Origin of the sequence: Aeromicrobium sp. UC242_57 (assembly GCF_044452305.1) — a bacterium.
In the GTDB taxonomy this organism is placed as follows: Bacteria; Actinomycetota; Actinomycetes; order Propionibacteriales; family Nocardioidaceae; genus Aeromicrobium.
In genome coordinates, this window is record NZ_JBIOAM010000005.1 from 1,338,776 (window position 1) to 1,362,405 (window position 23,630).

Below are 23,630 nucleotides of genomic sequence, written 5' to 3' on the forward strand. Positions count from 1 at the left end.
GATCAGTCGCCCCAGCCTCGCCGTCGACGAGCACGGCGCGATGGTCGTCGCCGAGGCCGGACGTGCGCCCAAGCTCATCAAGGTCACCGGCAACAGTGCCGTGGTCAGCGAGCTGCCGGGCGACTACACCAACCCGAAGGCTCAGCAGGAGGCCTTCCAGTACCCGACCGAGGCCCTTGCCGTCAACGGTGGTGGATTCCGTCTGACCAACTATCAGGGTCGGATCTACGACGTCGCCGTGAGCGGTGGCGCCTACGATCGCGTCGGACCGATCCAGGACACCGGCCTCAGCCAGGTCCTGCGCTCGTCGTACGACATCTCGACCGACACCTGGTACCTCTCGGACTGGGGCGCGTTCAGGATCGCCGCCGTGCGTGGAACGCATCAGGGAGATCTGACCGTCAAGGCCCTCGGATACTCGGTCCTCGAGGCGTTGCCCGTGGCCGGTGACGGCGGCAAGCTGTACGCCGTGGCCCAGCGCATGGGCGCCGACGAGGCCGACTTCGGCTTCTTCTCGTGGGACCAGACCGGCATCTCGCCGACCATCACGACGCAGCCGACGACGCCGAAGGTCAGCCTCGGTCTCGGAGACGTGTCGAAGACGGCCGTGCTCACAGCGGCCGCGACCGGCGATCCGAGCCCGACGTTGCAGTGGCAGACCCGGCCGGTCGGCAGCACGTCGCCGAAGGCCTGGACCGCCATCGCGGGGGAGACCTCGACCAGCACGACGGTCTCGCTGACCGAGGCCGACCATGGTCGGCAGTACCGCGCGCTCGTCAGCAACGCTGCTGGCCAGATAGCCACCGAGGCCGTCGTTGCCGAGGTGCAGACCGCGCCGGCGATCGTCTTCCAGCCTGAGAGTGCCGACGTCACCGAAGGTGACGACGCGCAGTTCCTGGTCATGCCGAAAGGCAATCCGTACCCGACCATCACCTGGCAGCGTCGGGTCGGCGGCTACTGGCAGGACCTCAGCGACGATGACGACAACTTCGTCATCAACGGTGGCACGCTGACCGTCAAGGACAGCAACGCCGACCAGAGCGGCTCGGTGTTCCGGGCCCGCCTGCGCAACGACATCGCGACGGTCTACTCCCGCACAGTCACGCTGTCGGTCGCGGAACCGTCCGACGCCAAGCGTGACGTGGCCTCCGGCGACCTGGCCTGGGGTGTCAAGGAGTCGTTCCGCAAGTACATCGGCGGACCGATCGCGCACGGCACGACGACCGTGGCCGGCGGTGCGAGCATCGCCGACGACGGCACGTTCCGGTTCCCGGTCGACTCCGGCTCGTACGACCCGAAGACCAAGACCCTCGAGGTCGAGTACGACGGGTCGGTCCACTTCACGGGTCACGCAGGCGCTCTCGACCTGAAGATCTCCGACCCCCGTGTCGAGATCACGGGAGACAAGGGAGTGCTCGTCGCCGATGTCGTGTCCAAGAGCCTCGACTCGACCGAGCTGACGACGTACGACGACGTCGAGCTCGCCGCGCTCGATGCGAAGGACGCCCTCACGGCCGGAGCCGACGCGCTGCGCCTGGTGGGAGTCGGTGCAGCAGCTCACCGAGGCGGGAGCGCCTGCCTTCGCCGGTTTCTACCCGGCCGGCTCCGAGCTCGATGATCTCGGTGCCGACCTGGGACTGGGTGAGGAGAGCAGCGCCGGTCCGGCCGCTTCGAAGACCCAGGTCACGGTCGGACGATCGAGCTACACGTACGGGCGTCAGCCGTCGGCGACCGTCCAGGTGACGGCGCCGGGCGTCCAGGTGGCTGGCAAGGTCAAGGTTGCCGTCGGCGGCAAGACCGTGTCCGGCACGCTGAGCAAGGGTCGGGCGACCGTGAAGCTGCCCTCGGGTCTGCGGCCGGGCACCTACGCGGTGTCCGTGTCGTACCTGGGTGCTGCAGGTGTGGCGGCGTCGAGCACGAAGGGGACCCTGCGGGTCGTCAAGGCCTCCGCGCGGATCACTGTCCGTGCCAAGGATGCGACGATCACCCGCAAGACCCGGCCCCGTCTGGTGGTGAGGGGCTCGCTGGTCTCGGCGACCTCCGCGTACCGACCGACCGGACAGCTCGTGATCCGTGACGGTGGCCGCATCCTCAAGACAGCCACGCTCAAGGCCGGGCACAAGGGCAGGCTGACGGTCAAGCTGCCCCATCTCAAGAAGGGCACGCACTACCTGCGCGTGAGCCTGGCGTCGGGTGCACTGCACGGCTCGGCGACGGCTCGTACGTCAAGGTCACGGTGCGCTAGCGGTTCTGGCCTGGGAGGGCAGGGGACGGCGGCGAGGCCGTCTCCTGCCCGCCCGGGCACCGACTTGCCACGACGTGATGGGATGGGCGCATGACTGCGACGACGCCCAAGCGTCCGCCGATGCTGACTGCGACCTGCCTGTACCTCGGCTTGTTCGCACTGATCCAGGCCATCAGCGCCGTCGACCTGATCTCCACCTGGAACGGTGAGAACAGTGCCGACCGGGTCTCGTCGATCATCAAGGTGATCCGTGAGAGCGGAGCGAGCCAGGCCGGTGCCGAGTCGGGCTACAAGATCTTCCTGACAGTTCTCGCCGTGATGGCAGCCTCCGGAGTCGTCTTCGCGATCTACACCGCACGCGGTGATCGGGCCAGCCGGATCGGCCTGTCGATCGTGATGCCCGTCGTGGGAGTCTGCTTCTTCCTCGGCGCCGTCGGCGGGTCGTTCTTCGACATCCTGCTCGGGGCGCTGTCGGTGGCGTTCACGACCCGTCTGTGGCGAGGCGAGGCCAAGGCGTGGTTCCGGGTGTTGAACGGTGAGGAGCCCGAGCCGACGCCGCCGCCCAAGCCGATGGCGATGGTCGGGTCGACGCCCCCGCAGGACGCCGCGCCGTCGACTCCGCCGGCCGCCTACGATCCAGCCTCCCACCATCCTGCCGCGTATCCCGCTCAGTACCCGGTCCCGCAGCCGGGTCTGCAGTATCCGGCTGCCCCGGGCGCCGGACGTGAGTCGTTGCCCAAGCCGGTCCGGGTAGCGACGTGGACGACGTTCATCGGCTCGGCCATCGTGGCCGGCACCTCGGTCCTGGCGCTGCTGGTGCTGGGACTCGTCGGAGACGACTACGAACGACTGCTGCGTGAGAGCCCGTTCGGGCAGAGCATGATCGACGATGCCGGTCTCGACTACGACCAGCTCTACCAGACGTCGATGGTGATCTTCGGCATGTGTCTGGCCCTGGCTCTGGGTGGGCTCGCCGCCTCCGTCCTGGTGCTGACGAAGCGGCGTTCCGGCGGTGTCTTCCTGTTCGTGATGGGGGCTGTCACGGTCATCACGTCGATCGTCCTGTTCCCGATCGGGATCCCGTTCACGGTCGCGGCCATCGTCGTGCTGGTCCAGCTGCGCAAGCCCGAGTCGCGTGGGTGGTTTGTCAAGACATAAATGGGGGAGCGAGGTGCGGCGCTCACGTGTCGCCCTCTATCATGGAGGTATGTCTGACAGCGCTGCTTCAGCCCAGAAACGCCCGCACGTCGTCGTGGTGGGAGGCGGCTTCGGAGGCATCGCCGCCGTCCGGAAACTCAAGCGTGCCGACGTCGACGTGACCCTGATCGACCGTCACAACTACAACACCTTCAGCCCCTTGCTGTACCAGGTCGCGACCGCCAGCCTCAACCCTGGCGACATCACCTGGTTCCTGCGCGCGATCCGCGCCAAGCAGAGCAACGTGCGCTTCCTGAAGGGCACCGTGACGTCGATGGACCACGAGGCCAAGACGTTGCTCCTCGACGGTGGCGTCGAGGTCAAGTACGACCAGCTCGTCATCGCCGTCGGCGTCACGGCCAACTTCTTCGGCATCCCCGGTGCCGAGAAGTACTCGATGCCGCTGTACCGACGCTCGCAGGCACTGGCGGTGCGCGACAAGATGTTCGCGAACCTCGAGGACGCCGCGATCAACGGTCAAGACCGCGACCTGCGCATCGTCGTCGTCGGCGGCGGCGCCACAGGCGTCGAGACTGCCGGAGCCTTCGCCGAGCTGCGCAACAACGACATGCCGACGACCTACCCCGAGCTCGACACCAAGCGGGTGCACATCACCCTGGTCGAGATGCAGCCGTTCGTGCTCGCACCGTTCCACCCGTCGCTGCGCGACTACGCCAAGCGGTCCCTCGAGAAGCGCGACGTCGACCTGCGTCTCGAGACCGCTGTCAAGGAGGTCCGTGAGGACGGCGTGCTGGTCGAGCACAACGGCCAGGAAGAGTTCTTGCCAGCTGGCATCGTGGTGTGGGGCTCCGGCGTCACGGCGCACAGCGCAGTCAAGGAATGGTCGGTGCCGCAAGGACGCGGTGGTCGGATCGAGACCGACGAGCACCTGCGGGTCAAGGGAATGAGCGACGTCTTCGCGATCGGCGACGTCGCGGTCAGCCCCGACAAGCCGCTGCCGCAGCTCGCCCAGCCTGCGCTGCAGGGCGGCAAGCACGTGGCCAAGGTCATCGCGGCCGAGGTCAAGGGCAAGAGCCTGCCCAAGCCGTTCAAGTACAAGGACAAGGGCACGATGGCCACGATCGGCCGTTCCTCGGCCGTCGCCGAGATCAAGTTCCTGCCCCGGCTCAAGGGGTTCCTGGCCTGGATCATCTGGGTCGCCCTGCACATCGCGACCCTGCTGGGCAACCGCAACCGGTTCGCCACACTGACCAACCTGACCGCGAAGTACCTCGTGGGCCGCAGCCACAACGCGATCGTCGGCGAGACCCCGCCGGTCGTGGCACTGGCCCCGCTCACGGTCGAGGCGCGATCGCCGCGCAAGGCTGCCGCCAAGGCCGCCGCGAAGAAAGCGCCGGTCAAGAAGGCCGCCGCCAAGAAGACCCCGGCGGGACCGCCGCCCGTCAAGCAGCCAGCGGCCCAGAAGACGGCGGCGAAGAAGGCACCCACCGACTGACTTTGGTCCCTCGCCCATCACGGCGGGACGTGCGACGCTGGTAGGACACCCGCACGGAGGTGCCCGCCATGGATGCTGACAACCTGGCCGAGCAGCTGTTCAGCTCGACTCTCGGTGCGCTTGAGCTGCTGTCGATCCACCTGGGCGACCGGCTCGGGCTGTACAAGGCCTTGGCCCGTGAGGGGCCGATGACCTCCGAGGCTCTGGCCGACGTGGCCCCTGTCGCGCCTCGTTACGCCAGGGAATGGCTCGAGCAGCAGGCCGTCGTCGGGCTGGTTGACGTCGACGACCCTGCTGCCCCGGCCGATGACCGGCTGTACTCCTTGCCTGCCGAGCACGTCGGGGCCTTGGCCGATCCCGACTCGATCGAGCACTTCGTGCCCGTGATCGGTGTCGTGGCGGCCGCGGCCAGTCGGATCGAGGCGCTGGTCGAGGCCTATCGCGTCGGTGGGGGCGTCCCGTGGGAGGCCTTCGGCCCCGAGATGCGGATGGGGCAGGCCGGGGGCAATCGCCCCGCCTACCTGCACCTGTTGGCCCAGGAGTGGTTCCCGTCCGTTCCAGGTCTGGTCGAGGCGCTGGGGAAGGGTGCGAGGATCGCCGACGTCGGCTGTGGCGAAGGGTGGTCGTCGATCGCGATGGCCATGGGCTATCCCGGGGTGACGGTCGACGGCTTCGACATCGACGCCGCCTCGGTGCGCGCCGGCAAGGAGCACGCCGAGCAGGCAGGGGTGAGCGAGCGGGTCACCTTCACGCGGATCGACGCCGGAGCGCTCGACGGCCGCGAGGGCTACGACCTGGTGACGGCCTTCGAGTGCGTGCACGACCTGCCCGACCCCGTGGCGGTGCTGCGGAGCATGCGGATGCTTGCGCGCCCGTCGGGCATCGTCATGGTCATGGACGAACGGGTGCCGGACGACTTCACCGGCCGGTCAGGGGACTCGGTCGAACAGCTCATGTACGGGTTCTCGCTCATGGTGTGCCTGCCCGACAGCATGAGCACGTCGCCGTCGAGGGCAACCGGCACCGTGATGCGACCGTCAGTGCTGCGCGGCTATGCGCGTGAGGCGGGTTTCGATGATGTCGAGGTGCTCCCGATCGAGCACGACCTGTGGCGGTTCTACCGGCTCGTGGGCTGAGTCCGTCGCACGGAGCGCGCCGCCTAGAGTGGGCCGAGTAGTTTCCTCGGCACCGAAAGCAGGCCCGCATGTCCGCAGTGACCCACGAGATCGTCGACGGCGTCGGACGGCTCGTCCTGAGCCGACCCGAGCAGTCCAACTCGTTCGACCTGCCGGCCGCCCAAGACCTGGTCCGGGCAGTCGACGCAGTCTCGTCCGACGAGGTGCGTGCGATCACGCTGACGGCCCAGGGCAAGCGCTTCTGCGCCGGCGGTGACGTCAAGTCGTTCGTCGAGGCCGATGACGCCCCGTCCTACTTGCTGGAGCTGGCCAACGTCCTCGAAGGCGGGCTGCGCGACCTGGCCGACCTGCCCAAGCCGGTCGTCGCCGGAGTGCGTGGAGCGGTGGCCGGGGCGGGCCTCGCAGTGATGCTGGCTGCGACGTCATCGTCGCGTCGGAGTCGACGAAGTTCGTCATGGCCTATCCCGGCATCGGTCTGACGCCTGACTGTGGCGCCTCGTACCTGGTGCCCCGCGCGATCGGCCAGCAGCGGGCGCTCGACTTCGCGCTCAGCGGTCGCGTGCTGACGGCTGCCGAAGCGCTCGACTGGGGCCTGGTGTCGTACGTCGTCGCCGATGACGAGGTCGAGACCAGGGTCGAGCAGATCGCCCGCACCTGGGCCGACACCGCGCCGGCCGCGCTCGGGCAGGCCAAGCGGCTGATTCGCGGCTCCTACGACGTCACGGGCCCTGAAGCCGGTGCCGACGAGTCCGCGACGATCGCCTCGGCGGTCGCTGGCGACGAAGCGCAGCGACTGGTCCAGGCGTTCATCTCCCGCTGAGCGCACTCTCCAGCTCGGCGCGGGCCGTCACCAGCGACGGCCCGTACCAGGTCAGCACGCGCCCTGACACCAGCACGGTCGGAATGTGCGGGAAGGCCTCGGGCCCGTCGTCGGCGGTGAACACGTACGGCTCGTCGGGCAGCAGCACGAGGTCGGCGTCGATGTCGTCGACCTCGACGTGCGGGTAGCGGTCCTGTCCCGGATTCAGCACCGGATCGGCGTAGGCGTTGACGAGGCCCAGCCGCGAGATCAGGTCGCCGGTGAAGGTGCGTGAGCCGACGACCATCCACGGATCGCGCCAGATCGGGATCGCGACCCGTCGGCCGTCGCGGTCGGCAGGACGCTGCCACGCGGCCTCGGCCTCGACGAGCCAGTCGGGGACGTCCCAGCCCAGGCCGTCGGTGAACATCCGGCGCATCGACGCGAAGGCTTCGTCGAGGGTCTCGATCACGGTGACCCAGACCTGGACGCCGGCATCGCGCAGCCGGGTGATGTCGAGCTCGCGGTTCTCCTCGCGATTCGCGATCACCAGATCGGGTTTCAACGCCAGGACGGCCCGCCGGTCGGGGTTCTTGGTGCCTCGCACCCGGGTGACGTCGAGGTCAGCGGGATGCGTGCACCAGTCGGTCGCCCCGACCAGTGCTTCTGGCCGGGTGGCGGCCATCGCCTCGGTCAGCGACGGGACCAGCGAGACGATCCGACGCGCGGGGGCGTGCCGGCTCACAGGGTGCCCGAGATCGTCGTTCATGGCTTGCGCCGGACGCCCATCGAGCCGTTCACGGGTGCTGGCCAGACGAGGTCGTCGGACTTCAGGCCCGCGTCGAGCAGGGGGACGATGTCAGCGGGAAACTCCACCGGTCGCCGGGGGCCCATGTCGATGTGGATGATGACGCTCTCCATGATGCAGGCAAGGCGCTGCTGGGTCTGGTTCACGACCAAGGCGACCGAGTGGAGGGCCTTGTCGCTACGTCCGACGAGTCGCACGTGGACGCTGACCTGCTCGCCCTCGAGCATCTCTGACAGATAGGTGAGGTGGTGCTCGGCCGTGAACGTCGACAGGCCGCGTGACTGGACGTACTCGGTCGTGATCCCCAGGTCGTTCTGGAGGCGGGCCCACAGGGCGTTCGCTCCGAGCTCGAGGTAGCGGCCGATGTTCATGTGGCCGTTCTCGTCGATGAACTCTGGCGGGACGGGCCGGTCGATCTGGGCCGGGAGCTCCATGATCTGGTCGTAAGTGGGAATCGAGATGCTCACGATCCGACGATAGGGGACTCCCGGCGGGGCCTCGACCCCGCCCAGAGCGCCTGTCCTACCCAGACCGGCCCGCGGTCCCGATCAGGGCTGCTCGTCGCGCTTCACGTGTGCGCCGTCAGTCACGTCGGGATCGATGCGGTCGGCCTCGGCGAGCTGGTCGTCGAGCGCTCCTCGCTGTCGTGTCGCATCCCGGTCGAGATCGGCGGCCTCGCGCTGAAGCTGCTGAGCCTGGAGCCGGGCCTCTTCAGCGTCCGCGTGTGCCGTGGCCGCCTCGGCCTCCCGACGTTGTACGGCTGCGTGCGTGGCGTCGGCGTCTCGGCGCAGCTTCTCGGCCTCGCCGCGATCGAGGTCGTCCTGCTCGCGCTGCTTGACCAACCGTCGCGTCGCCACCTGACGACTTGCTGCGGCAAGCCCCAGCAGCACGGCGATCAGGACGACCGCCACGATGACCCATACCCACCAGTCGATGTCAGACATGCCATCTCCTCCCGTCGCATGGGGACCCGGCCGAGCGGCCACGTCCCTGCATCCGAGGGCGTACCCGGTTCCGGCGGGTCCACACCCGGGGAGCGTGGGTCAGACGTTGCGGCGGTACTGTCCACCGACCTCGAAGAACGCCTCGGTGACCTGCTGCAACGAGCAGACGCGGGCGGCGTCCATCAGCACGGCGAAGACGTTGTCGTGGTTGATCGCGGCCAGCCTCAACCGCTCCAGGGCTTCGGCGGCCTCGGCGGAGTGGGTCTCCTGCCAGCGGCGGACGCGGGCGAAGCTGCTGACTCCTTCTCGCTCTCGGTGGCCCGGGCCAGCGACGGTGTGCTCCTCGCCCTCGCCCTCGGTGTCGGGGCGACGGAACGTGTTGACGCCGATGATGGGCAGCGTGCCGTCGTGCTTGCGGTGCTCGTACAGCATCGACTCGTCCTGGATCCGGCCGCGCTGGTAGCCGGTCTCCATCGCGCCCAGCACGCCGCCGCGTTCGTTGATCGCGTCGAACTCGGCCAGAACGGCCTTCTCGACCAGGTCGGTCAGCTCGTCGATGATGAACGAGCCCTGCAGCGGGTTCTCGTTCATCGCCAGGCCCCACTCCCGGTTGATGATGAGCTGGATCGCGAGGGCCCGGCGCACCGACTCGGCCGATGGTGTCGTGACGGCCTCGTCATAGGCATTGGTGTGCAGGCTGTTGGCGTTGTCGTAGATCGCGATGAGGGCCTGCAGGGTCGTGCGGATGTCGTTGAAGTCCATCTCCTGGGCGTGCAGCGACCGACCCGAGGTCTGCACGTGGTACTTGAGCTTCTGCGACCGATCGTTGGCGCCGTACTTCTCCTTCATCGCGATGGCCCAGATGCGGCGGGCGACGCGGCCCAGCACGGAGTACTCGGGGTCCATGCCGTTGCTGAAGAAGAACGACAGGTTCGGCGCGAAGTCGTCGATGTCCATGCCGCGCGCGAGGTACGACTCGACGTACGTGAAGCCGTTCGCGAGCGTGAAGGCCAGCTGGCTGATGGGGTTGGCTCCGGCCTCGGCGATGTGATAGCCCGAGATGCTGACGGAGTAGAAGTTCCGGACGCCCTCGTCGATGAAGTACTGCTGGATGTCGCCCATCATCCGCAGGGAGAACTCGGTGGAGAACAGGCAGGTGTTCTGGCCCTGGTCCTCCTTGAGGATGTCGGCCTGCACCGTGCCACGGACGTTCTGCAGGGCGTACGACCGCAGATCGGCGTGCTCGGCCTCGCTGGGCTCGCGCCCCTCCTTCTCGCGGAACTTGTCGACCTGCTGGTCGATCACGGTGTTGAGGAAGAATGCGAGCACCGTGGGCGCGGGGCCGTTGATCGTCATCGACACCGACGTCGACGGCGCGACGAGGTCGAAGCCGTCGTACAGGGCCTTCATGTCCTCCAAGGTCGCCCCACCGAGACGCCTGAGGTGCCGACCTTGCCGTAGACGTCGGGGCGTGGGTCGGGGTCACGGCCGTACAGGGTGACGGAGTCGAACGCGGTCGACAGGCGGGTCGCGTCGCCGTCCTCGGAGAGCAGCTTCGAACCGTCGGTTGGTGCGGAACGGATCGCCCTCGCCGGCGAACATGCGGGCGGGGTCCTCGCCGTCGCGCTTGAACGGGAAGACGCCGGCGGTGTACGGGAAGTAGCCCGGCAGGTTCTCGCGGCGCCAGAACCGGACGAGCTCGCCGTGATGGGAGAACTTCGGCAGGGAGACCCGGGGGATCTTGTTGCCGGACAGCGACTCACGCGTCAGCTGCGTGTGGATCTCCTTGTCGCGGACCCGGACGGTCTGCACGTCGCCGGAGTAGGACTCGACGACGGCGGGCCAGCCTGTGATCTGGTCGGAGATCTCGTGGGGGACGTCCTTCTTCGCCTGGTCGACGAGCCAGTCAGCTCGTCCCTCGAGCTTGTCGAGAGGGGGCCCTCCTCGGCAACCTGCTCGAGTCGCTGCACGCGGTCGGCGGCTTCAGCCAGGACCTCGGTCTCGTCGTGGAAGTCGCGGACCGTCTGCGTGATCTCCGACAGGTAGCGGACTCGCTCGGAGGGGACGACCTGCTGGATGCCGCTGCTGAACTTGACGTCGACCGGGGGCAGCACGCCTTCGGCGATCGGCAGCCCGGCAGCCCCGAGCTCGTCGCGCAGGTGCTGGTACAGCGCCGTGACGCCGTCGTCGTTGAACGTCGCCGCCGACGTCCCGTACACGGGCATGTCTTCGGGCTTGGAGCCGAATGCCTCGCGGTTGCGGACCATCTGCCGGCCCACGTCACGCAGGGCGTCCTTGGCGCCGCGGCGCTCGAACTTGTTGATCGCGACGGTGTTGGCGAAGTCGAGCATGTCGATCTTCTCCAGCTGGGAGGCTGCACCGAACTCGGGTGTCATGACGTACAGCGACGAGTCGACGAACGGCACGATCGCGGCGTCGCCCTGGCCGATGCCGGGGGTCTCGACGATGATCAGGTCGAAGCCAGCGGCCTTGACGACCTGGATGACATCGTTCAGCGAGGCGGGCAGCTCGTGCGAGCCGCGGGTCGCCAACGATCTGAAGTAGGCGTGCTCGCCGTCGAGCGAGTTCATCCGGATGCGGTCGCCGAGCAGGGCGCCGCCACCCCGGCGACGGGTGGGATCGACCGCGATGACCGCGACGCGCAGCTTGTCCTGCTGGTCGACCCGGAAACGGCGCACGAGCCGTCGGTCAGCGAAGACTTGCCGGAGCCGCCGGTGCCGGTGATTCCTAGAACAGGGTGCGAGTGGGCGGCGGCAGCGGAGGCGATGCGAGCCTGCTCTTCGTCGGAGAGGCTTCCGCTCTCGGCCAAGGTGATGGCGCGGGCGACGGCTGGACGCTCGCCGGCGAGCAGGGCGTCGACGTCGAGGGTGCCCTGCGCCGTGAGGTCGAAGTCGCAGTCCTTGACGACGGAGTTGATCATGCCGACCAGGCCGAGGCGCTGGCCATCTTCGGGCGAGAAGATCGTGACGCCGGACTTTCGCAGCCGGGCGATCTCCTCAGGAACGATGACGCCGCCACCACCGCCGACGACATGGATGTGGCCGGCTCCCTGCTCGCGCAACGACTCGACGAGGTACTCGAAGTACTCGACGTGGCCACCTTGGTAGGACGACACCGCGATGCCCTGGACGTCCTCCTCGATCGCGGCATCGACGACTTCCTGACCGAACGGTTGTGGCCGAGATGGATGACCTCAAGCCCCCCCTGCGACTGGAAGATGCGGCGCATGATGTTGATCGACGCGTCGTGACCGTCGAACAGTGCCGATGCCGTGACGAATCGGACCGGGTTCTTCGGGACGTGAAGTTCTGGGCTGCTCATGGTTCCTCTTCCGGGCGGGTTGCCGAAGGTGTTGCGAAGCACACGGATCAAAGTACTTGGATCTAAAATAGTCGCATGTCCAAGTAATTACCAGTCCGGGGCTGCTGCCCTACGATGGAGCGCATGCCTGCCGAGCCGAAGCTGCCCTTCGACCCCATTGAACGCGCTTCCGAGCTGTGGGTCGAGCACATCGGGCCGGCCCGCTCGATGCGCCTCGCCACGTCGATCATGCGGGTGAGCAGCTGCATCAGCGCCGGCTGGATGCCGCGCTCAAGCCGTTCGGCATCACCTTCGCCCGCTACGAGGTGCTGCAGCTCATCTCGTTCAGCGCGACCGGACGGCTGCCGCTGAGCAAGATCGGTGAGCGGCTCATGGTGCATCCGACCTCGGTGACCAACGCGATGGACCGGCTGGAGTCACAGGGGCTGGTGCGTCGGGTGGCCGACCAGACCGATCGCCGGCGCACCTTCGCCGAGCTGACCGACGAGGGCAAGCGCATCCTGGCCGAGTCGACCGCGGCGATCATGGCGATCGACTTCGCGATCGTCGGGCTCGACGACGAGCAGCAGGACCAGACCTTCGAGCTGTTGCGCCACGTGCGCTCGGCAGCGGGCGACTTCTAGCCGAGCCTGAAAACCAGAACGCCCCCGACCCAGTGGGTCGGGGGCGTTCTGGTTTTCAGCTTGCGTCAGATCTTCAGACCGCCGCGGGTCGTGCCGCCCTTGATCAGGTTCGTCGTCTTGACGACCATGCGGTAGGGCCGCTTCTTCTTGTCAGAACGCTTGTAGGTGGCCTTGCCCTTCGAGTTCAGCCGGACCGTCTTCAACGTCCTCCACTTGCCGCTCTTCTTGACCTGGATCGTCGCCTTGCGGGCGCTCTTTGCGCTTGCCGGCCTTGTCGCGGTAGGTCGCGGTGAGCTTGAACGTCAGCTTCTTGCCACGCTTGGTGACCTTGACGCCCGAAGTCGACTCGACCGCATAACGGACGCGCGTGGAGTTGGCCGGAGCCGGGATCGGGCGGTCGTAGTACGCGCCGACGTGACCGGGACGGGTGTCGTAGCCCGACGCCGTGAAGTTGATCAGCTTGACGGTGCCAGCACCCCAGGCCCGATCGAAGTAGATGCCGTTCTGGTAGACCGGGACGCCGGTCTTGACGGCCTTGCCGTTGACGGTGACCGTTGCCTTCACGCCGTAGAACGAGGACGATCCAGGCGCGGAAGCCACGACGGTTCCGGAGATGAAGTTGGAGGTCTTGTAGTACGTGGCGCCCTGCTTGAGCTTGAAGGTCGTGATGGCGGCCGTGTCGCCCGGCGCAGCCGTGGCGGCTGTGGTGCCGCCCGCGATGAGTGCAGTCGACGCGACGGTGATGGCCGCGAAACGCAAAAGGTTTTTCATGCGGTGGTTCCCCCCGGATTGAGATGAGAAATAGGGCTTCATTTAAGCAGATACTCAGCCTGGGCCGACAGACCGTCTCAATCTAGGTCGCGGAGCATAGCGGCACCGAGGGTCTCTTCAGGTACTCCGAAGCCCTCGATCAGGGTCAGGGTGTGCGGACGAAGCTTGTCGAGGAGGTCGTTGATCAGCGACGTCACGGTCTTGGCCCGCTGGTCGGACAACCGGTTGTGGCCCATGAACCAGGCGAGGTCTTCCTCGATGATCGACAGCGCGTACAGCGAGCAGACGTCACGCAGCAGCTCTGGGCGTCAGGGTCGTCGCACCGCGCGATCCCGGCTGTGAAGGCCTCGAGGACGACACGGTCGATATGGACCCGTCCGCACCGGATGACGTGATCCTGGGCGGCGTTGAACACCGCGAAGGCCTCGGCCGGTTCGTCCTTGTCTGCCCGGCGAAGTCGGCGAGCGGCGGTCTCGATGACGTGCTGCTCGCGGTCCTCGAACAAGTTGAGCTGGTGCCCCGGTCGAGCAGGTCGTGGTCGTCGTCGCCGGATCGTGCGTCGATCAAGCGCTGGATGGCTGGGATGCGGCGGTGCGCTCCTTGACGACATCGGCGACGGTGCTGGCAGCAAAACGGACGAAGCCGACGGGGTCGAGCCCGCCGACCTCCTGGGCGTACGACGTCAGCAGCTCCTTGGCGACGGCTGGAACAGGACGTGGTTGTCGCCCTCGAAGGTCGTGAAGACGTCAGTGTCGCCCTTGAGCGTCGTCAGACGGTTCTCGGCGAGGTAGCCGGCTCCGCCGCAGGCTTCGCGGGCCTCCTGGATCGCGCGGGTCGCGTGCCAGGTCTGGGCTGCCTTCAGGCCAGCGGCGCGACCTTCGAGCTCACGGGACTCCTGCGGATCGGGAGTGTCGGTGCTCTGGAGGCGGTCCATGCGGGCGACGAGCTGGTTCTGGGCGAACCGGTAGGCGTACGAGCGGGCGATCAGTGGGAGGAGCCGCCGCTGGTGCATGCGGTAGTCCATCAGCAGGACTTCCTGGCCGGGACCCTCGCTGAACTGGCGGCGCTTGAGCGCGTAGCGTCCGGCGATGCTGAGCGCGACCTCGGTCGCTGCGCTAGCCGAGCCGCCGACACTGACCCGACCACGGATCAACGTCCCGAGCATCGTGAAGAATCGCCGGTTGACGTTGTCGATGGGCGACGAATAGGTCCCGTCCTCGTCGACGTCGCCGTACTTGTTGAGCAGGTTCTCGCGCGGGATACGCACCTGGTCGAACATGATGCGGCCGTTGTCGACCGCGCCGAGCCCGCCCTTGTGACCGTCGTCCGAGGTCGTGACACCCGGCAGGTCGTTGCCGGCTTGTCGCGCAGCGGCACGACGAAGCAGTGCACGCCGTGGCTCTCGTCGTTCGTGACGGCTGGCGAAGACCGTCGCGACCTCGGCGTGCAGCGCAGCGCCGCCGATGTAGTCCTTGCGCGCCGACGGCGTGGGGGAGTGGATCACGAACTCCTGCGTCGCCGGGTCGTACGTCGCGGTCGTCTCGAGGCTCTGGACGTCGCTGCCGTGCCCCGTCTCGGTCATCGCGAGCAGCCCAGCAGGTCGAGGTTGATCAGGTCGGGGATGTACTTGTGGTGGTGACGCTCGGTGCCGAGGTTCTCGATCGCTCCGCCGAACAGCCCCCACTGCACGCCGGCCTTGACCATCAGCGACAGGTCGAACTGGGCCAGCATCTCGATCCCGGTGACCGCGCCGCCCGGATCGCCCGGTGCCGCCGCTCGCCACCTTGAATCCTGCGGCGGGGATACCGGTCGGCACGAGCTTCTTCATCTGCCCGAGCACCCGTTCGCGTGCCTCGGCGAGGGTCAGGTCGTGGTCGTAGGCCAGGTCGATCGCGGCGAGATCCTTGCGGACTGCTCCCGCACGTGGCGCCACTTGCCGTCGAGAGCGATGCGGAGTTCGTCACTGAGCGTCATGGCTACGACGGTACTGGTCCACGCTCCGCTCGGCGACGGGAGAAATCTGGTTCTGTCCGCTGAATCGCGGACAGAACCAGATTCTTCGGTCGCGGGTTCCGGGTGTTAGATTGCTGAAGCCGTTTGGCACAACTCGAAAACCGCCCGCATGTCAGGGAAAGCCGGTCAAACTCCGGCGCTGACCCGCAACCGCAGGCCACCTCAGGTGGCGAGCCGGAGCACCTGCTGTGGGCATGACCGATCCACGCTGTCGAGGAACACACGTGACGGGCTTCCGCCTCTCCCGTTCAACAGCGGGAAGGACCCACATGCTCAACCGCACCAGCCTTCCGCCGCCTCGGCGCGGCCGCCATCGCCCCGGCGCTCGCCGCTGGCATGGTCGTCGCAGCGCCCTCGGCGCAGGCCGCCCCCAACTCGTACGGCTACTCCGCAGCCCGCTGGCTGAGCGATCAGCTGACCAACGGCATCGTCTACAACGAGCAGTACAGCTTCAACCACTACGGCCTGTCCCTCGACGTGTTCTTCGCGTTGAACGACCTCGACACGCGGGCCGCCGATCAGGCGAAGATCATCTCCGCGTTCGAGGCAAACCCATCGGCGTACGTCGGCGGCGGATCCGCCGGTGCTGCGGGCAGCTCGCAACGGCAGTCGAGGCTTCGAGCGATGACGCCGACGCGACCGCGTTCGGTGGCCAGAACCTCATCGCCACGGTCGAGTCCCGCGTCGTGGCCAGCGGTGACGAAGCCGGTCGCGCCGTCGATTCTGGGTTCGCCGACTACTCCAACTCGATCGGTCAGGCGTGGGTCGTCCGCGCGCTCGCCACGAGCCCGACCAGCACCGCGAAGCTCACGTCGGCGACTGACTACCTGCTCAAGCAGCAGTGCGCCACCGGCGCGTTCCGCACCAACATGTTCGCGGTAGCGGTCGCAGACGACCCGACCACCACGGAACCGTGGGAGGACGAGACCGTCCTGCCCGTCGACCGTGAGTGCGGCGACACCACCACGGCCGACGACGACCAGATCACGATCGACGCCACCGCGTTCGGCATCCAGGCACTCCTGTCGGCCAAGGACGCTGGTGTCGCCAACCTGCAGGACGACATCGACGCCGCCGTCAGCTGGCTGCTCAAGCAGCAGGCTGCGAATGGCTCCTTCGTCAACGATGACAACGCGAACACCAACACCACAGGCCTGGCCGCTGTGACGTTGAAGGCCGTCGGTGCAGACCGGCGCGGCCGGCAGCGCCGCGTCGTGGATCGTCTCGCACCAGGTCACCGACGCGATCGCCGAGGACACGGCGCTCGCCAACGAGCTCGGCGCTATCGCCTTCGACCAGGATGCACTCGCCGCCGGCAAGACGACTGGCATCCCGGTCAACCAGCGTGACCAGTGGATCCGTGCCTCGGCGCAGGCCGCCATCGGCGTCAACGCCCAGTTGCCGGCCAAGAGCTTCACGGCGAAGGCCCCCAGCGGCTACCTGGCCAGCGGCAGCACGATCTCGGTGTCGGCGACGGGCCTCGCAGCCGGCGAGAAGTTCACGGCGTCCGTCGCCGGCGGAACGACGGTCACCGGCACCGCGACTGCAGCAGGCGTCGCCTCGGCCAAGGTCAAGACAGGCGGCAGCTCGGCCACGCGCGCCGTCTCGATCAAGGGCTCGCGGACGAACCGCGTCGGCACGACTTCGGTCAAGATCCTCGCGGCCAAGAAGCTTCTCGATCAGCCTCAGCAGCAAGGTCAAGAAGAACAAGAAGCAGACCGCGAAGGCTTCCGGTCTGGCCTCGGGCGAGACCATCAAGGTCTACGTGTCCGGCAAGCTCGTCAAGACTGCCAAGGCCAACTCCAGCGGCAAGTACAACTACACGTTCAGCGTGGGCAAGAAGGCCGGCAAGAAGACCGTCAAGGTCGTCGGAGCATTCAAGAACCGCACCGGTTCGAAGGCTTCAAGGTCAGCTGATGCGCCGCCTGACGTCCTTGCTCGCCGCGCTGCTCCTGGGCAGCGCGGCGGGTGTCGCGCTTGCGACAGGTCCGGCAACGGCCGCAGCATGCGCCAAGGGCGTCGGGGTCACGGTCGTGGTCGGCGGCAGCGTCGCGTGACGCCGACGGCGGGGGAGATGCGGCCAGCAACTTCGTCGACGCAGGTCACTCGCTGACGTACGTCGACACCCGAGCCGGGGATGGTGTGCCAGGTCGACGGGGCGCCCAGCACAAGCTGTGCCAAGGCGCCGCCGGCCACCAAGTACTGGGGCCTGTTCTGGTCGAACGGGACGTCCGGCACCTGGAAGTACTCCAGCCTGGGCGTCGGCTCGCTCAACGTCCCGCAGGGCGGCTGGGTCGCCTTCGTGTTCCAGAACGGCAACTCCAAGACGTACCCAGCATGAAGCCGCTCGCGGCGACAGCACCGAAGCCGACGACCCCATCCGCGAAGCCCAAGCCGAAGCCCGCCCCGAAGCCGTCGGCCAAGTCGACCAAGCCCCCGGCGGCAGGGACGACGTCCGCTCCGCAGCCGACCGCCAGCACTCCGACAGCCGCGACGTCGACCGCGACGCCCACGCCGTCGGCGTCGACCAAGACCCCGAGACCGACCTCCTCTCCAGCGGAATCGTCAGCGACCAGCACGACAGCCGCCCCGGCGGCACAGGACGACGCCGGCTGACCAGCGCCGAGAGCAGCGACGACGAAGGCGGCTCCGGGGGGCTGGTCTGGGCGGCAGCGGCGATCGGCATCCTGCTGCTCGGCGGGATGGGTGCGACTCTGGCGGCGCAAGGCAGCAGGCGAGTCGTCATAGCAACGGTCCTTCCGCGCGATCTGCATCCGGGCGCCTGGTGGATCTGGGCACTCGGGCTCGCGGCCGCGGTGTCGCTCATGACCAACCCGATCCTGATCGTCCTGGTCGTGCTCGTCGTGTGCTTCGTCGTGATCTCGCGCCGGACCGCGGCGCCGTGGGCCATGTCGTTCCGGTTCTACCTGTACCTCGCCCTGCTGATCATCACGATCCGCGTCGTGTTCCGCATCCTGGTAGGCGGCGCTGGCAGTGGTCAGGTGCTGTTCACGCTGCCGGAGATCCCGTTGCCCGACGTGGCCCGTGGCATCACGCTGCTGGGTCCGGTGCACGCGCACTCCTTGCTGGGCGGCCTCTACGACGGCATGCGGCTGGCGGCGATCGTGATCTGCGTCGGGGCTGCCAACACCTTGGCCAATCCCAAGCGGCTGCTCAAGTCGATGCCGCCGGCGCTGTACGAGGTCGGCACCGCGATCGTCGTGGCGCTGTCGGTCTTCCGCGGCTCGCCGAGAGCGTGCAGCGGGTTCGTCGCGCGCGCAGGCTGCGCGGCGACCCGGGCAAGGGGATCGGCTCGTTGCGCCGCATCATCGTGCCAGTGCTCGAAGATGCGCTGGAGCGGTCGATGACGCTCGCCGCGGGCATGGACGCTCGTGGCTACGGGCGGTCGGGGCAGGCATCCCGACGACTCGCTGGTTGACCGGGACGTTGATGCTGGCCGGACTGACCGGTGTCTGCATCGGCACGTACGGCTACCTCGACGCCACGGCCCCGCGCTGGCTGGCCTGGCCGATGCTCCTGGCCGGTATCGCCCTGGCAGCCGTCGGGTTCGCTGTTGCTGGCAGGCGGGTCGAGCGCACCCGGTACCGTCCCGACCGGTGGCGGGCCGGTGAGTCGTCGCCGTCGTCTCGGGTCTGGGAGCGGCCGTCATGACGGCCGTGATCGCCGATCGCGATCCGCTGGTCATCACGCCGCCGGTCGCCGACGTCCCGGGGCTGACCGTCGCCGCGCTGGCGGCTGTCATGATCGGTGTCGTGCCGGCCTTCCTCACGCCTCCGCCAGTGCTCGACGTCATGGGCCAGGCGCAGACAGCCGTTCCGGGAACCAGCCGAGGTGCGCCCATGATCGCACTGCGCGGGCTGTCCTTCCGCTACGACGGTGCCGTCGAGCACACGTTCACGGGGGTCGACCTGAGCCTCGACGAAGGCGAGCTCGTCCTGGTTGCCGGTCGCACCGGATCGGGCAAGTCGACGCTGCTCGGCACCTTCAATGGACTCGTCCCTCACTTCAGCGGTGGTGAGCTCGGCGGCGACGTGCTGCTGGCCGGTGAGTCGATCACCGGGCGCGCTCCGCGCGGCTGGCTGACAAGATCGGGTACGTCGGGCAAGATCCCCTCGCCGGATTCGTCAGCGACACCGTCGAGGAAGAGCTCGCGTACGGGATGGAGCAGCTGGGTCTCGACGGGCAGACGATGCGCCGCCGCGTCGAGGAGACGCTCGACCTGCTCGGCATCGCGTCGTTGCGGTCGCGGCCTTTGCGCACGCTGTCGGGTGGCCAGCAGCAGCGGGTGGCGATCGGTGCGGTGCTGACGATGCATCCGCAGGTGCTGGTGCTGGACGAGCCGACGTCGGCGCTGGACCCGACCGCCGCCGAAGACGTGCTGGCGACCCTCGCGCGGCTGGTCGACGACCTCGGGCTGACGGTCGTGCTGGCCGAGCACCGGATGGAGCGGGTCATCCCGTTCACCGATCGACTCGTGCTGGTCGAGGACGGCCGGGTTCGCGATGGCCTGCCTGCCGATCTGTTGGTCGATTCGGTCGTGGCGCCGCCGGTCATCGAGCTGGGCAGACTGGCCGGCTGGTCGCCGTTGCCGCTGTCGGTCCGAGAAGCTGCCGCCTCCGGGGATCGTTGGGCGTCCTGCCCGCGCCCGTCGCCACTGCGGCTGGCTCCTCGCGAGCCTGCGCTGACCGCAACAGGCGTCACGGTGGCCTACGGCTCACTGGTGGCTGTACGCGACGTCGACCTGACCGTGCCTGTCGGTCGGGTCGTGGCGCTCATGGGGCGCAACGGGTCAGGAAAGTCGTCCCTGCTGTGGGCCGTGCAGGGCACTGGCAAGCGGCATGCCGGATCGGTGCGGGTCGGTGGCCTGGACCCCGAGGAGCTTGTCGAGCAGCGGTGCGCGGAGTCGTGGGGCTCGTTCCTCAGACAGCGACCGACCTGCTCTACCTCGAGACCGTCGACCAGGAGTGCGGAGCCGCTGACACCCAGGCCGGCGCTGACGAGGGCACGTGTCGCAGCATCCTCGACCGACTGGCGCCGGGCATCGAGGGCGAGGCGCATCCGCGTGACCTGTCGGAGGGACAGCGGTTGTCGTTGGTGCTGGCGATCGTGCTGACCGCGCAACCCCGCGTCGTCGCGCTGGACGAACCGACCCGTGGCCTCGACTACGGGGCGAAGAACGAGCTGGCGGCGATCCTGGGAGAGATCACGGCGCAGGGCCGCGCGGTCCTGGTCGCGAGCCACGACGTCGAGTTCATCGCGCACGTCGCCGACGAGTCGTCGTGATGGCCGAAGGCGAGATCGTGTCGGCCGGTCCGACCGCCAAGGTGCTGGCCGAGTCGCCGGCCTTCGCGCCGCAGGTCTCCAGATCCTCGGCCCGGGCTGGCTCACGGTCTCGCAGGTCGAGGCGGCACAGGCCAGCCAGGATCAGACCAGCCAGGCTGTGCTGATGCAGTCTGCGATCGCCTTGCGTCCCCGGTCCGTCGCGGTGCTCACCGTGGCCTCCGTGGCGGGACTCATCATGTTCGTCTGGCCGTTGCTCCTGGTGCCTGCCGAAGGCGCCACGCGGGTCGACCAGCCCTTCGTCTTCATGCTGCTGCTGCCGCTCGTCGTGATCGTCGTGGTCGCCGAGCGCAGCGAGGGCGGCATGGACTCCAAGGCCTTGGCGATGCTGGGCGTGCTGACCGCGATCAACGCGGCGCTCCGGGCTCTCGGTGCAGGGACGGCCGGACTGGAGCTGGTGTTCTTCCTGCTGATCCTGGCGGGCCGGGTCTTCGGTCCAGGATTCGGTTACGTGCTCGGGTGCACATCGTTGTTCGCCTCGGCGTTGCTGACGTCGGGAGTCGGCCCGTGGTTGCCGTTCCAGATGATGGCCTCAGCCTGGATCGGGCTGGGCGCCGGGCTGTTGCCCCGACGAGTCACCGGACGGGCCGAGATCGTCATGCTCGTCGGGTACGGGATCGTGTGCGCGTACGCCTACGGGCTGCTCATGAACTTGTCGTCGTGGCCGTTCACGCTCGGGATCGAGGTGCCGGGGCACACGGCGGGCTGTCGTTCGTCCCCGGTGCCGATCTCCTGGACAACCTGCACCGCTTCCTGATCTACACGTTGCTGACGTCGACTGCGGGCTGGGACACCGGCCGCGCCATCGCCAACAGCGTCGCGATCGTGGTGCTCGGACCGGCGATCTGGCGACGTCGCGGCGGGCTTCGCGACGTGCTCGTATGCGCCGACAATTGTTCAGAAGGTCAAATGAGCCATTGTGGGCAGAAACCCGCTAGGGTAGTCAGTAGTTGCACGACGTTGGGCTGTACGAACGAATGATGTTCCCATCACTGGTCTTGAATTTCTTCTCGGTTAAATGTGTGTCGCGACGGTCACCCGCGAAAAGCGCGGGAGGCAACTCGCAAGAAGGAGCAAGATTATGGCTACAGGAACAGTCGAGTGGTCGAACGCTGACAAGGGCTTTGGATTCATCGCCCCCGACGACGGCAGCGAAGAAGCGTTTTCGCGCACTTCTGGCTATCGCAACGAGCGGCTACCGCTCGCTGGACGAGAACCAGAAGGTTGAGTTTGACGTCGAGCAGGGCCAGAAGGGCCTGCAGGCGACGAACATCCGTCCCCTCTGATCTACCTGATCTCTTGATCTAACAGATCGACGAAACCCCCGGCGCCTCGGCGTTCGGGGGTTCGGTGCGCTGGGGGCACCGCCCCTCCGTGCGACGGTCAGGTGGCCGCGAGCAGGAGCGCGGCGAGGCTCGGCTCGATGCAGGCGCCGGAGATGTCACCGGTCACGCCGGCCAACCGGTTGACGGCCCGCCGGACGACCAACGCGATGACGACGAGCGCCGCGCCGGCGGCAGATGAGCCCACGCCACCACGGTTCGTCGATCATCACGAATCCGGCACACACGGCAGCCGTCAGTCCGGCCCACACCGCGGCGGCCGCGCCAGGTGCGACACTGCCGACGTAGGTCTCGCCGAGCCCGTCTCGGCGCGCCGCCGGGATGCCACGCAGACAGGTGATCGCGACGGCGCCACGGGAGACGCAGACCAGCAGGGCCGCGAGCCACGGTCCCTGGGGCAGGCACATGACCGAGGCCAGGGATCCGGCCTGGACACCCAGCACCACGACGAGCGCGGGCCGCCCCGGCCGGTCCTGTGTCGCCGGTCTTCATGACGGCGAGCGAGCGCTCCCGGTCGTACGACGACGTGAGGCCGTCGGCGGTGTCGGCCAGGCCGTCGAGGTGGAAGGCCCGGCTTCCGGCCGCGAGCAGGCCAACGGCAGCCACCGCGACCGCTATCGGGCGAGCCGGCTCGCGGCCGATCCACAACGTCGCGGCGACCAGCAGTGCCAGCGGCACGACGGCCAGCGGTGCCACCAGCATCGCGGCACCAGCGATCTGGCGGGTGACGGTCTGCGGCGGCTTGACTCGGATCGCGGTGAGGGTGCCGACTGCGAGTCGCCAGGCGTCCAGCACCGGGTCAGCCGAGATCGGCGAGCAGTGCGACGTCAGCGAGCAACAAGGCGGCCGAGCGCAGCACCGGAACGGCGGCGACGGCGCCGCTGCCTTCACCCAGCCGCATGCCCAGGTCGAGGATCGGCTCGAGGCCGAGCTTCTCGAGCGCGAAGGCCTGGGCGGGCTCGGTCGAACGATGGTGCCGCGGCGAACCAGGCGGCGGCGCCTGGGGCGAGGCGGTCGGCCATGATGGCCGCAGCCACCGAGATGACGCCGTCGAGCAGCACCGGGACGCCGGCACGGGCGGCGGCCGCCATGAACCCGGCGGTCGCCGCGATGTCGGCGCTGCCGAGCGCCGTGAGCGTCTCGATCGGGTCAGATACACGTTCACCGGCGCGATCGATCGCCTGCTGCACGATCAGCGTCTTGTGCGCGAGCCCTGCCTCGTCGATCCCGGTGCCGTGTCCCGTGACGTCGGCCGCCGGGAGCCCCAGCGAGGCGGCGATCAGCGCGGCGGTCGGCGTCGTGTTGCCGATGCCCATGTCGCCGGAGATCAGCAACTGGGCGCCGGCGACGATCTCCTCGGCGGCAATCGTCTCGCCGACTGCGATGGCCCGTGCGGTCTCGTCGGCGGTCAGCGCATCCTCGAGGTGGATCGCGCCGCTGCTGCGCCGCACCTTGTGGGCCGTGACTGCCGGATCGACGCCGACGAGGTCGTCGTCGACGGCGATGTCGAGCACGCGGACGCTGACACCGTGCTGGGCGGCCAGCACCGAGACGCCGGCCTTGCCTGCCAGGAAGGTGCGCACCATGGCGGG

General features: G+C 68.2%; 28 protein-coding genes, 5 pseudogenes and 1 riboswitch. Of the genes and pseudogenes, 19 read left to right on the forward strand and 14 right to left on the reverse strand.

Features of this window, described 5'->3' with window-relative positions:
- The first annotated feature begins 40 nt into the window (after nt 1–40).
- The 6 genes and pseudogenes from ACHMWU_RS29990 to ACHMWU_RS30015 all read left to right on the forward strand — a co-directional run bounded on the left by ACHMWU_RS29990 (nt 41) and on the right by ACHMWU_RS30015 (nt 6,854).
- Nucleotides 41–1,618 (forward strand): HtaA domain-containing protein, encoded by a 1,578-nt coding sequence (locus ACHMWU_RS29990; RefSeq protein ID WP_396049124.1) that lies wholly within the window; start codon nt 41–43, stop codon nt 1,616–1,618.
- Nucleotides 1,548–2,339, forward strand: coding sequence for an Ig-like domain repeat protein (locus ACHMWU_RS29995; protein WP_396049125.1), 792 nt, complete (start codon nt 1,548–1,550; stop codon nt 2,337–2,339). The genes ACHMWU_RS29990 and ACHMWU_RS29995 overlap by 71 nt, the downstream gene beginning before the upstream one ends.
- Entirely contained in the window at nt 2,336–3,403 is a 1,068-nt protein-coding gene (locus ACHMWU_RS30000) for a hypothetical protein (RefSeq protein WP_396049126.1), read from the forward strand. The genes ACHMWU_RS29995 and ACHMWU_RS30000 overlap by 4 nt, the downstream gene beginning before the upstream one ends.
- A 49-nt stretch (nt 3,404–3,452) precedes the next feature.
- A complete protein-coding gene (locus ACHMWU_RS30005) occupies nt 3,453–4,898 on the forward strand; it encodes an NAD(P)/FAD-dependent oxidoreductase (RefSeq protein ID WP_396049127.1) in 1,446 nt (481 codons plus the stop codon).
- A 68-nt stretch (nt 4,899–4,966) separates the two neighbouring features.
- A complete protein-coding gene (locus ACHMWU_RS30010; RefSeq protein WP_396049128.1) occupies nt 4,967–6,034 on the forward strand; it encodes a class I SAM-dependent methyltransferase in 1,068 nt (355 codons plus the stop codon).
- A 68-nt stretch (nt 6,035–6,102) separates the two neighbouring features.
- Nucleotides 6,103–6,854, forward strand: a pseudogene (locus tag ACHMWU_RS30015) (enoyl-CoA hydratase/isomerase family protein).
- Here the strand turns inward: ACHMWU_RS30015 and ACHMWU_RS30020 are convergent.
- From ACHMWU_RS30020 to icmF, 4 genes and pseudogenes are all read right to left on the reverse strand, one after another.
- Nucleotides 6,841–7,602, reverse strand: coding sequence for a helical backbone metal receptor (locus ACHMWU_RS30020; RefSeq protein ID WP_396049129.1), 762 nt, complete (start codon nt 7,600–7,602; stop codon nt 6,841–6,843). The pseudogene ACHMWU_RS30015 and the gene ACHMWU_RS30020 overlap by 14 nt on opposite strands.
- Nucleotides 7,599–8,108 (reverse strand): thioesterase family protein, encoded by a 510-nt coding sequence (locus tag ACHMWU_RS30025; protein ID WP_396049130.1) that lies wholly within the window; start codon nt 8,106–8,108, stop codon nt 7,599–7,601. The genes ACHMWU_RS30020 and ACHMWU_RS30025 overlap by 4 nt, the downstream gene beginning before the upstream one ends.
- Before the next feature lie 81 nt (nt 8,109–8,189).
- Nucleotides 8,190–8,585, reverse strand: coding sequence for a hypothetical protein (locus ACHMWU_RS30030; protein WP_396049131.1), 396 nt, complete (start codon nt 8,583–8,585; stop codon nt 8,190–8,192).
- A 99-nt stretch (nt 8,586–8,684) separates the two neighbouring features.
- Nucleotides 8,685–11,927: pseudogene (icmF, locus tag ACHMWU_RS30035) on the reverse strand (fused isobutyryl-CoA mutase/GTPase IcmF).
- Nucleotides 11,928–12,103: 176 nt separating this feature from the next.
- Between icmF and ACHMWU_RS30040 the strand changes: the two are divergent.
- Nucleotides 12,104–12,550, forward strand: coding sequence for a MarR family winged helix-turn-helix transcriptional regulator (locus ACHMWU_RS30040; RefSeq protein WP_396049132.1), 447 nt, complete (start codon nt 12,104–12,106; stop codon nt 12,548–12,550).
- Between the two features lie 65 nt (nt 12,551–12,615).
- Here the strand turns inward: ACHMWU_RS30040 and ACHMWU_RS30045 are convergent, their stop codons facing one another.
- The 6 genes from ACHMWU_RS30045 to ACHMWU_RS30070 form a co-directional block, all read right to left on the reverse strand.
- Nucleotides 12,616–12,753: a hypothetical protein gene (locus ACHMWU_RS30045; protein WP_396049133.1), complete on the reverse strand. Its 138-nt coding sequence runs from the start codon at nt 12,751–12,753 to the stop codon at nt 12,616–12,618.
- Nucleotides 12,701–13,321 (reverse strand): hypothetical protein, encoded by a 621-nt coding sequence (locus ACHMWU_RS30050; protein WP_396049134.1) that lies wholly within the window; start codon nt 13,319–13,321, stop codon nt 12,701–12,703. The genes ACHMWU_RS30045 and ACHMWU_RS30050 overlap by 53 nt, the downstream gene beginning before the upstream one ends.
- A gap of 77 nt (nt 13,322–13,398) precedes the next feature.
- The gene (locus tag ACHMWU_RS30055) at nt 13,399–13,620 is read right to left on the reverse strand and encodes an acyl-CoA dehydrogenase (RefSeq protein ID WP_396049297.1); all 222 of its coding nucleotides are present in this window, start codon (nt 13,618–13,620) and stop codon (nt 13,399–13,401) included.
- Nucleotides 13,515–13,931 carry a hypothetical protein gene (locus ACHMWU_RS30060; RefSeq protein ID WP_396049135.1) on the reverse strand — a complete coding sequence of 139 codons (417 nt, stop codon included), beginning with the start codon at nt 13,929–13,931 and terminating at the stop codon, nt 13,515–13,517. Before ACHMWU_RS30060 ends, ACHMWU_RS30055 begins: the two co-directional genes overlap by 106 nt.
- Before the next feature lie 72 nt (nt 13,932–14,003).
- Complete coding sequence (locus ACHMWU_RS30065) at nt 14,004–14,903, reverse strand: acyl-CoA dehydrogenase family protein (RefSeq protein WP_396049136.1); 900 nt, start codon at nt 14,901–14,903, stop codon at nt 14,004–14,006.
- Nucleotides 14,900–15,052, reverse strand: a complete 153-nt coding sequence (locus ACHMWU_RS30070) for a hypothetical protein (protein ID WP_396049137.1) — start codon at nt 15,050–15,052, stop codon at nt 14,900–14,902. The genes ACHMWU_RS30065 and ACHMWU_RS30070 overlap by 4 nt, the downstream gene beginning before the upstream one ends.
- A 350-nt stretch (nt 15,053–15,402) precedes the next feature.
- Nucleotides 15,403–15,540: riboswitch (cobalamin riboswitch) on the forward strand.
- A gap of 63 nt (nt 15,541–15,603) precedes the next feature.
- Here ACHMWU_RS30070 and ACHMWU_RS30075 point away from each other — a divergent pair.
- From ACHMWU_RS30075 to ACHMWU_RS30130, 12 genes and pseudogenes are all read left to right on the forward strand, one after another.
- Nucleotides 15,604–16,683, forward strand: a complete 1,080-nt coding sequence (locus tag ACHMWU_RS30075) for a prenyltransferase/squalene oxidase repeat-containing protein (RefSeq protein WP_396049138.1) — start codon at nt 15,604–15,606, stop codon at nt 16,681–16,683.
- Between the two features lie 49 nt (nt 16,684–16,732).
- Nucleotides 16,733–17,251 carry a hypothetical protein gene (locus ACHMWU_RS30080; RefSeq protein WP_396049139.1) on the forward strand — a complete coding sequence of 173 codons (519 nt, stop codon included), beginning with the start codon at nt 16,733–16,735 and terminating at the stop codon, nt 17,249–17,251.
- Complete coding sequence (locus tag ACHMWU_RS30085; RefSeq protein ID WP_396049140.1) at nt 17,251–17,391, forward strand: hypothetical protein; 141 nt, start codon at nt 17,251–17,253, stop codon at nt 17,389–17,391. Before ACHMWU_RS30080 ends, ACHMWU_RS30085 begins: the two co-directional genes overlap by 1 nt.
- 80 nt (nt 17,392–17,471) lie before the next feature.
- On the forward strand, nt 17,472–17,675 hold the full coding sequence (locus tag ACHMWU_RS30090; RefSeq protein WP_396049141.1) for a hypothetical protein: 204 nt from the start codon (nt 17,472–17,474) through the stop codon (nt 17,673–17,675).
- Nucleotides 17,672–17,950, forward strand: coding sequence for a hypothetical protein (locus ACHMWU_RS30095; protein ID WP_396049142.1), 279 nt, complete (start codon nt 17,672–17,674; stop codon nt 17,948–17,950). Before ACHMWU_RS30090 ends, ACHMWU_RS30095 begins: the two co-directional genes overlap by 4 nt.
- Nucleotides 17,951–18,036: 86 nt before the next feature.
- Nucleotides 18,037–18,702, forward strand: a complete 666-nt coding sequence (locus tag ACHMWU_RS30100) for a hypothetical protein (protein ID WP_396049143.1) — start codon at nt 18,037–18,039, stop codon at nt 18,700–18,702.
- Between the two features lie 67 nt (nt 18,703–18,769).
- A complete protein-coding gene (locus ACHMWU_RS30105; protein WP_396049144.1) occupies nt 18,770–19,006 on the forward strand; it encodes a hypothetical protein in 237 nt (78 codons plus the stop codon).
- 188 nt (nt 19,007–19,194) lie between these two features.
- Nucleotides 19,195–19,356: pseudogene (locus ACHMWU_RS30110) on the forward strand (ATP-binding cassette domain-containing protein); the annotation flags it as partial.
- 86 nt (nt 19,357–19,442) lie between these two features.
- Nucleotides 19,443–20,179: pseudogene (locus ACHMWU_RS30115) on the forward strand (ATP-binding cassette domain-containing protein); the annotation flags it as partial.
- A gap of 81 nt (nt 20,180–20,260) precedes the next feature.
- Nucleotides 20,261–20,638, forward strand: coding sequence for an AAA family ATPase (locus ACHMWU_RS30120; RefSeq protein ID WP_396049298.1), 378 nt, complete (start codon nt 20,261–20,263; stop codon nt 20,636–20,638).
- A gap of 163 nt (nt 20,639–20,801) precedes the next feature.
- Nucleotides 20,802–21,452: an ECF transporter S component gene (locus ACHMWU_RS30125; protein ID WP_396049145.1), complete on the forward strand. Its 651-nt coding sequence runs from the start codon at nt 20,802–20,804 to the stop codon at nt 21,450–21,452.
- Nucleotides 21,453–21,776: 324 nt separating this feature from the next.
- Nucleotides 21,777–21,981 (forward strand): annotated as a pseudogene (locus ACHMWU_RS30130) (cold-shock protein).
- 97 nt (nt 21,982–22,078) lie between these two features.
- Here the strand turns inward: ACHMWU_RS30130 and ACHMWU_RS30135 are convergent.
- From ACHMWU_RS30135 to ACHMWU_RS30150, 4 genes are all read right to left on the reverse strand, one after another.
- Nucleotides 22,079–22,183, reverse strand: coding sequence for a hypothetical protein (locus tag ACHMWU_RS30135; protein ID WP_396049146.1), 105 nt, complete (start codon nt 22,181–22,183; stop codon nt 22,079–22,081).
- Complete coding sequence (locus tag ACHMWU_RS30140) at nt 22,144–22,833, reverse strand: adenosylcobinamide-GDP ribazoletransferase (protein WP_396049147.1); 690 nt, start codon at nt 22,831–22,833, stop codon at nt 22,144–22,146. The genes ACHMWU_RS30135 and ACHMWU_RS30140 overlap by 40 nt, the downstream gene beginning before the upstream one ends.
- Before the next feature lie 4 nt (nt 22,834–22,837).
- Nucleotides 22,838–22,954, reverse strand: coding sequence for a nicotinate-nucleotide--dimethylbenzimidazole phosphoribosyltransferase (locus tag ACHMWU_RS30145; RefSeq protein ID WP_396049299.1), 117 nt, complete (start codon nt 22,952–22,954; stop codon nt 22,838–22,840).
- A partial coding sequence (locus ACHMWU_RS30150) for a nicotinate-nucleotide--dimethylbenzimidazole phosphoribosyltransferase (RefSeq protein ID WP_396049148.1) occupies nt 22,926–23,630 on the reverse strand: 705 nt, incomplete at its 5' end. The genes ACHMWU_RS30150 and ACHMWU_RS30145, both read right to left, overlap by 29 nt.

Coding starts and splice junctions, on each gene's coding strand:
- ACHMWU_RS30050 (WP_396049134.1), bottom strand. CDS start 13,321: ATGAAAAACCTTTTGCGTTTCGCGGCCATCACCGTCGCGTCGACTGCA.
- ACHMWU_RS30065 (WP_396049136.1), bottom strand. CDS start 14,903: ATGACCGAGACGGGGCACGGCAGCGACGTCCAGAGCCTCGAGACGACC.
- ACHMWU_RS30075 (WP_396049138.1), top strand. CDS start 15,604: ATGCTCAACCGCACCAGCCTTCCGCCGCCTCGGCGCGGCCGCCATCGC.
- ACHMWU_RS30125 (WP_396049145.1), top strand. CDS start 20,802: ATGCAGTCTGCGATCGCCTTGCGTCCCCGGTCCGTCGCGGTGCTCACC.
- ACHMWU_RS30060 (WP_396049135.1), bottom strand. CDS start 13,931: ATGTCGTCAAGGAGCGCACCGCCGCATCCCAGCCATCCAGCGCTTGAT.
- ACHMWU_RS30090 (WP_396049141.1), top strand. CDS start 17,472: ATGGTGTGCCAGGTCGACGGGGCGCCCAGCACAAGCTGTGCCAAGGCG.
- ACHMWU_RS30005 (WP_396049127.1), top strand. CDS start 3,453: ATGTCTGACAGCGCTGCTTCAGCCCAGAAACGCCCGCACGTCGTCGTG.
- ACHMWU_RS30100 (WP_396049143.1), top strand. CDS start 18,037: ATGGGTGCGACTCTGGCGGCGCAAGGCAGCAGGCGAGTCGTCATAGCA.
- ACHMWU_RS29990 (WP_396049124.1), top strand. CDS start 41: ATGGTCGTCGCCGAGGCCGGACGTGCGCCCAAGCTCATCAAGGTCACC.
- ACHMWU_RS30070 (WP_396049137.1), bottom strand. CDS start 15,052: ATGCTGGCCCAGTTCGACCTGTCGCTGATGGTCAAGGCCGGCGTGCAG.
- ACHMWU_RS30010 (WP_396049128.1), top strand. CDS start 4,967: ATGGATGCTGACAACCTGGCCGAGCAGCTGTTCAGCTCGACTCTCGGT.
- ACHMWU_RS30030 (WP_396049131.1), bottom strand. CDS start 8,585: ATGTCTGACATCGACTGGTGGGTATGGGTCATCGTGGCGGTCGTCCTG.
- ACHMWU_RS30085 (WP_396049140.1), top strand. CDS start 17,251: ATGCGCCGCCTGACGTCCTTGCTCGCCGCGCTGCTCCTGGGCAGCGCG.
- ACHMWU_RS30095 (WP_396049142.1), top strand. CDS start 17,672: ATGAAGCCGCTCGCGGCGACAGCACCGAAGCCGACGACCCCATCCGCG.
- ACHMWU_RS30000 (WP_396049126.1), top strand. CDS start 2,336: ATGACTGCGACGACGCCCAAGCGTCCGCCGATGCTGACTGCGACCTGC.
- ACHMWU_RS30020 (WP_396049129.1), bottom strand. CDS start 7,602: ATGAACGACGATCTCGGGCACCCTGTGAGCCGGCACGCCCCCGCGCGT.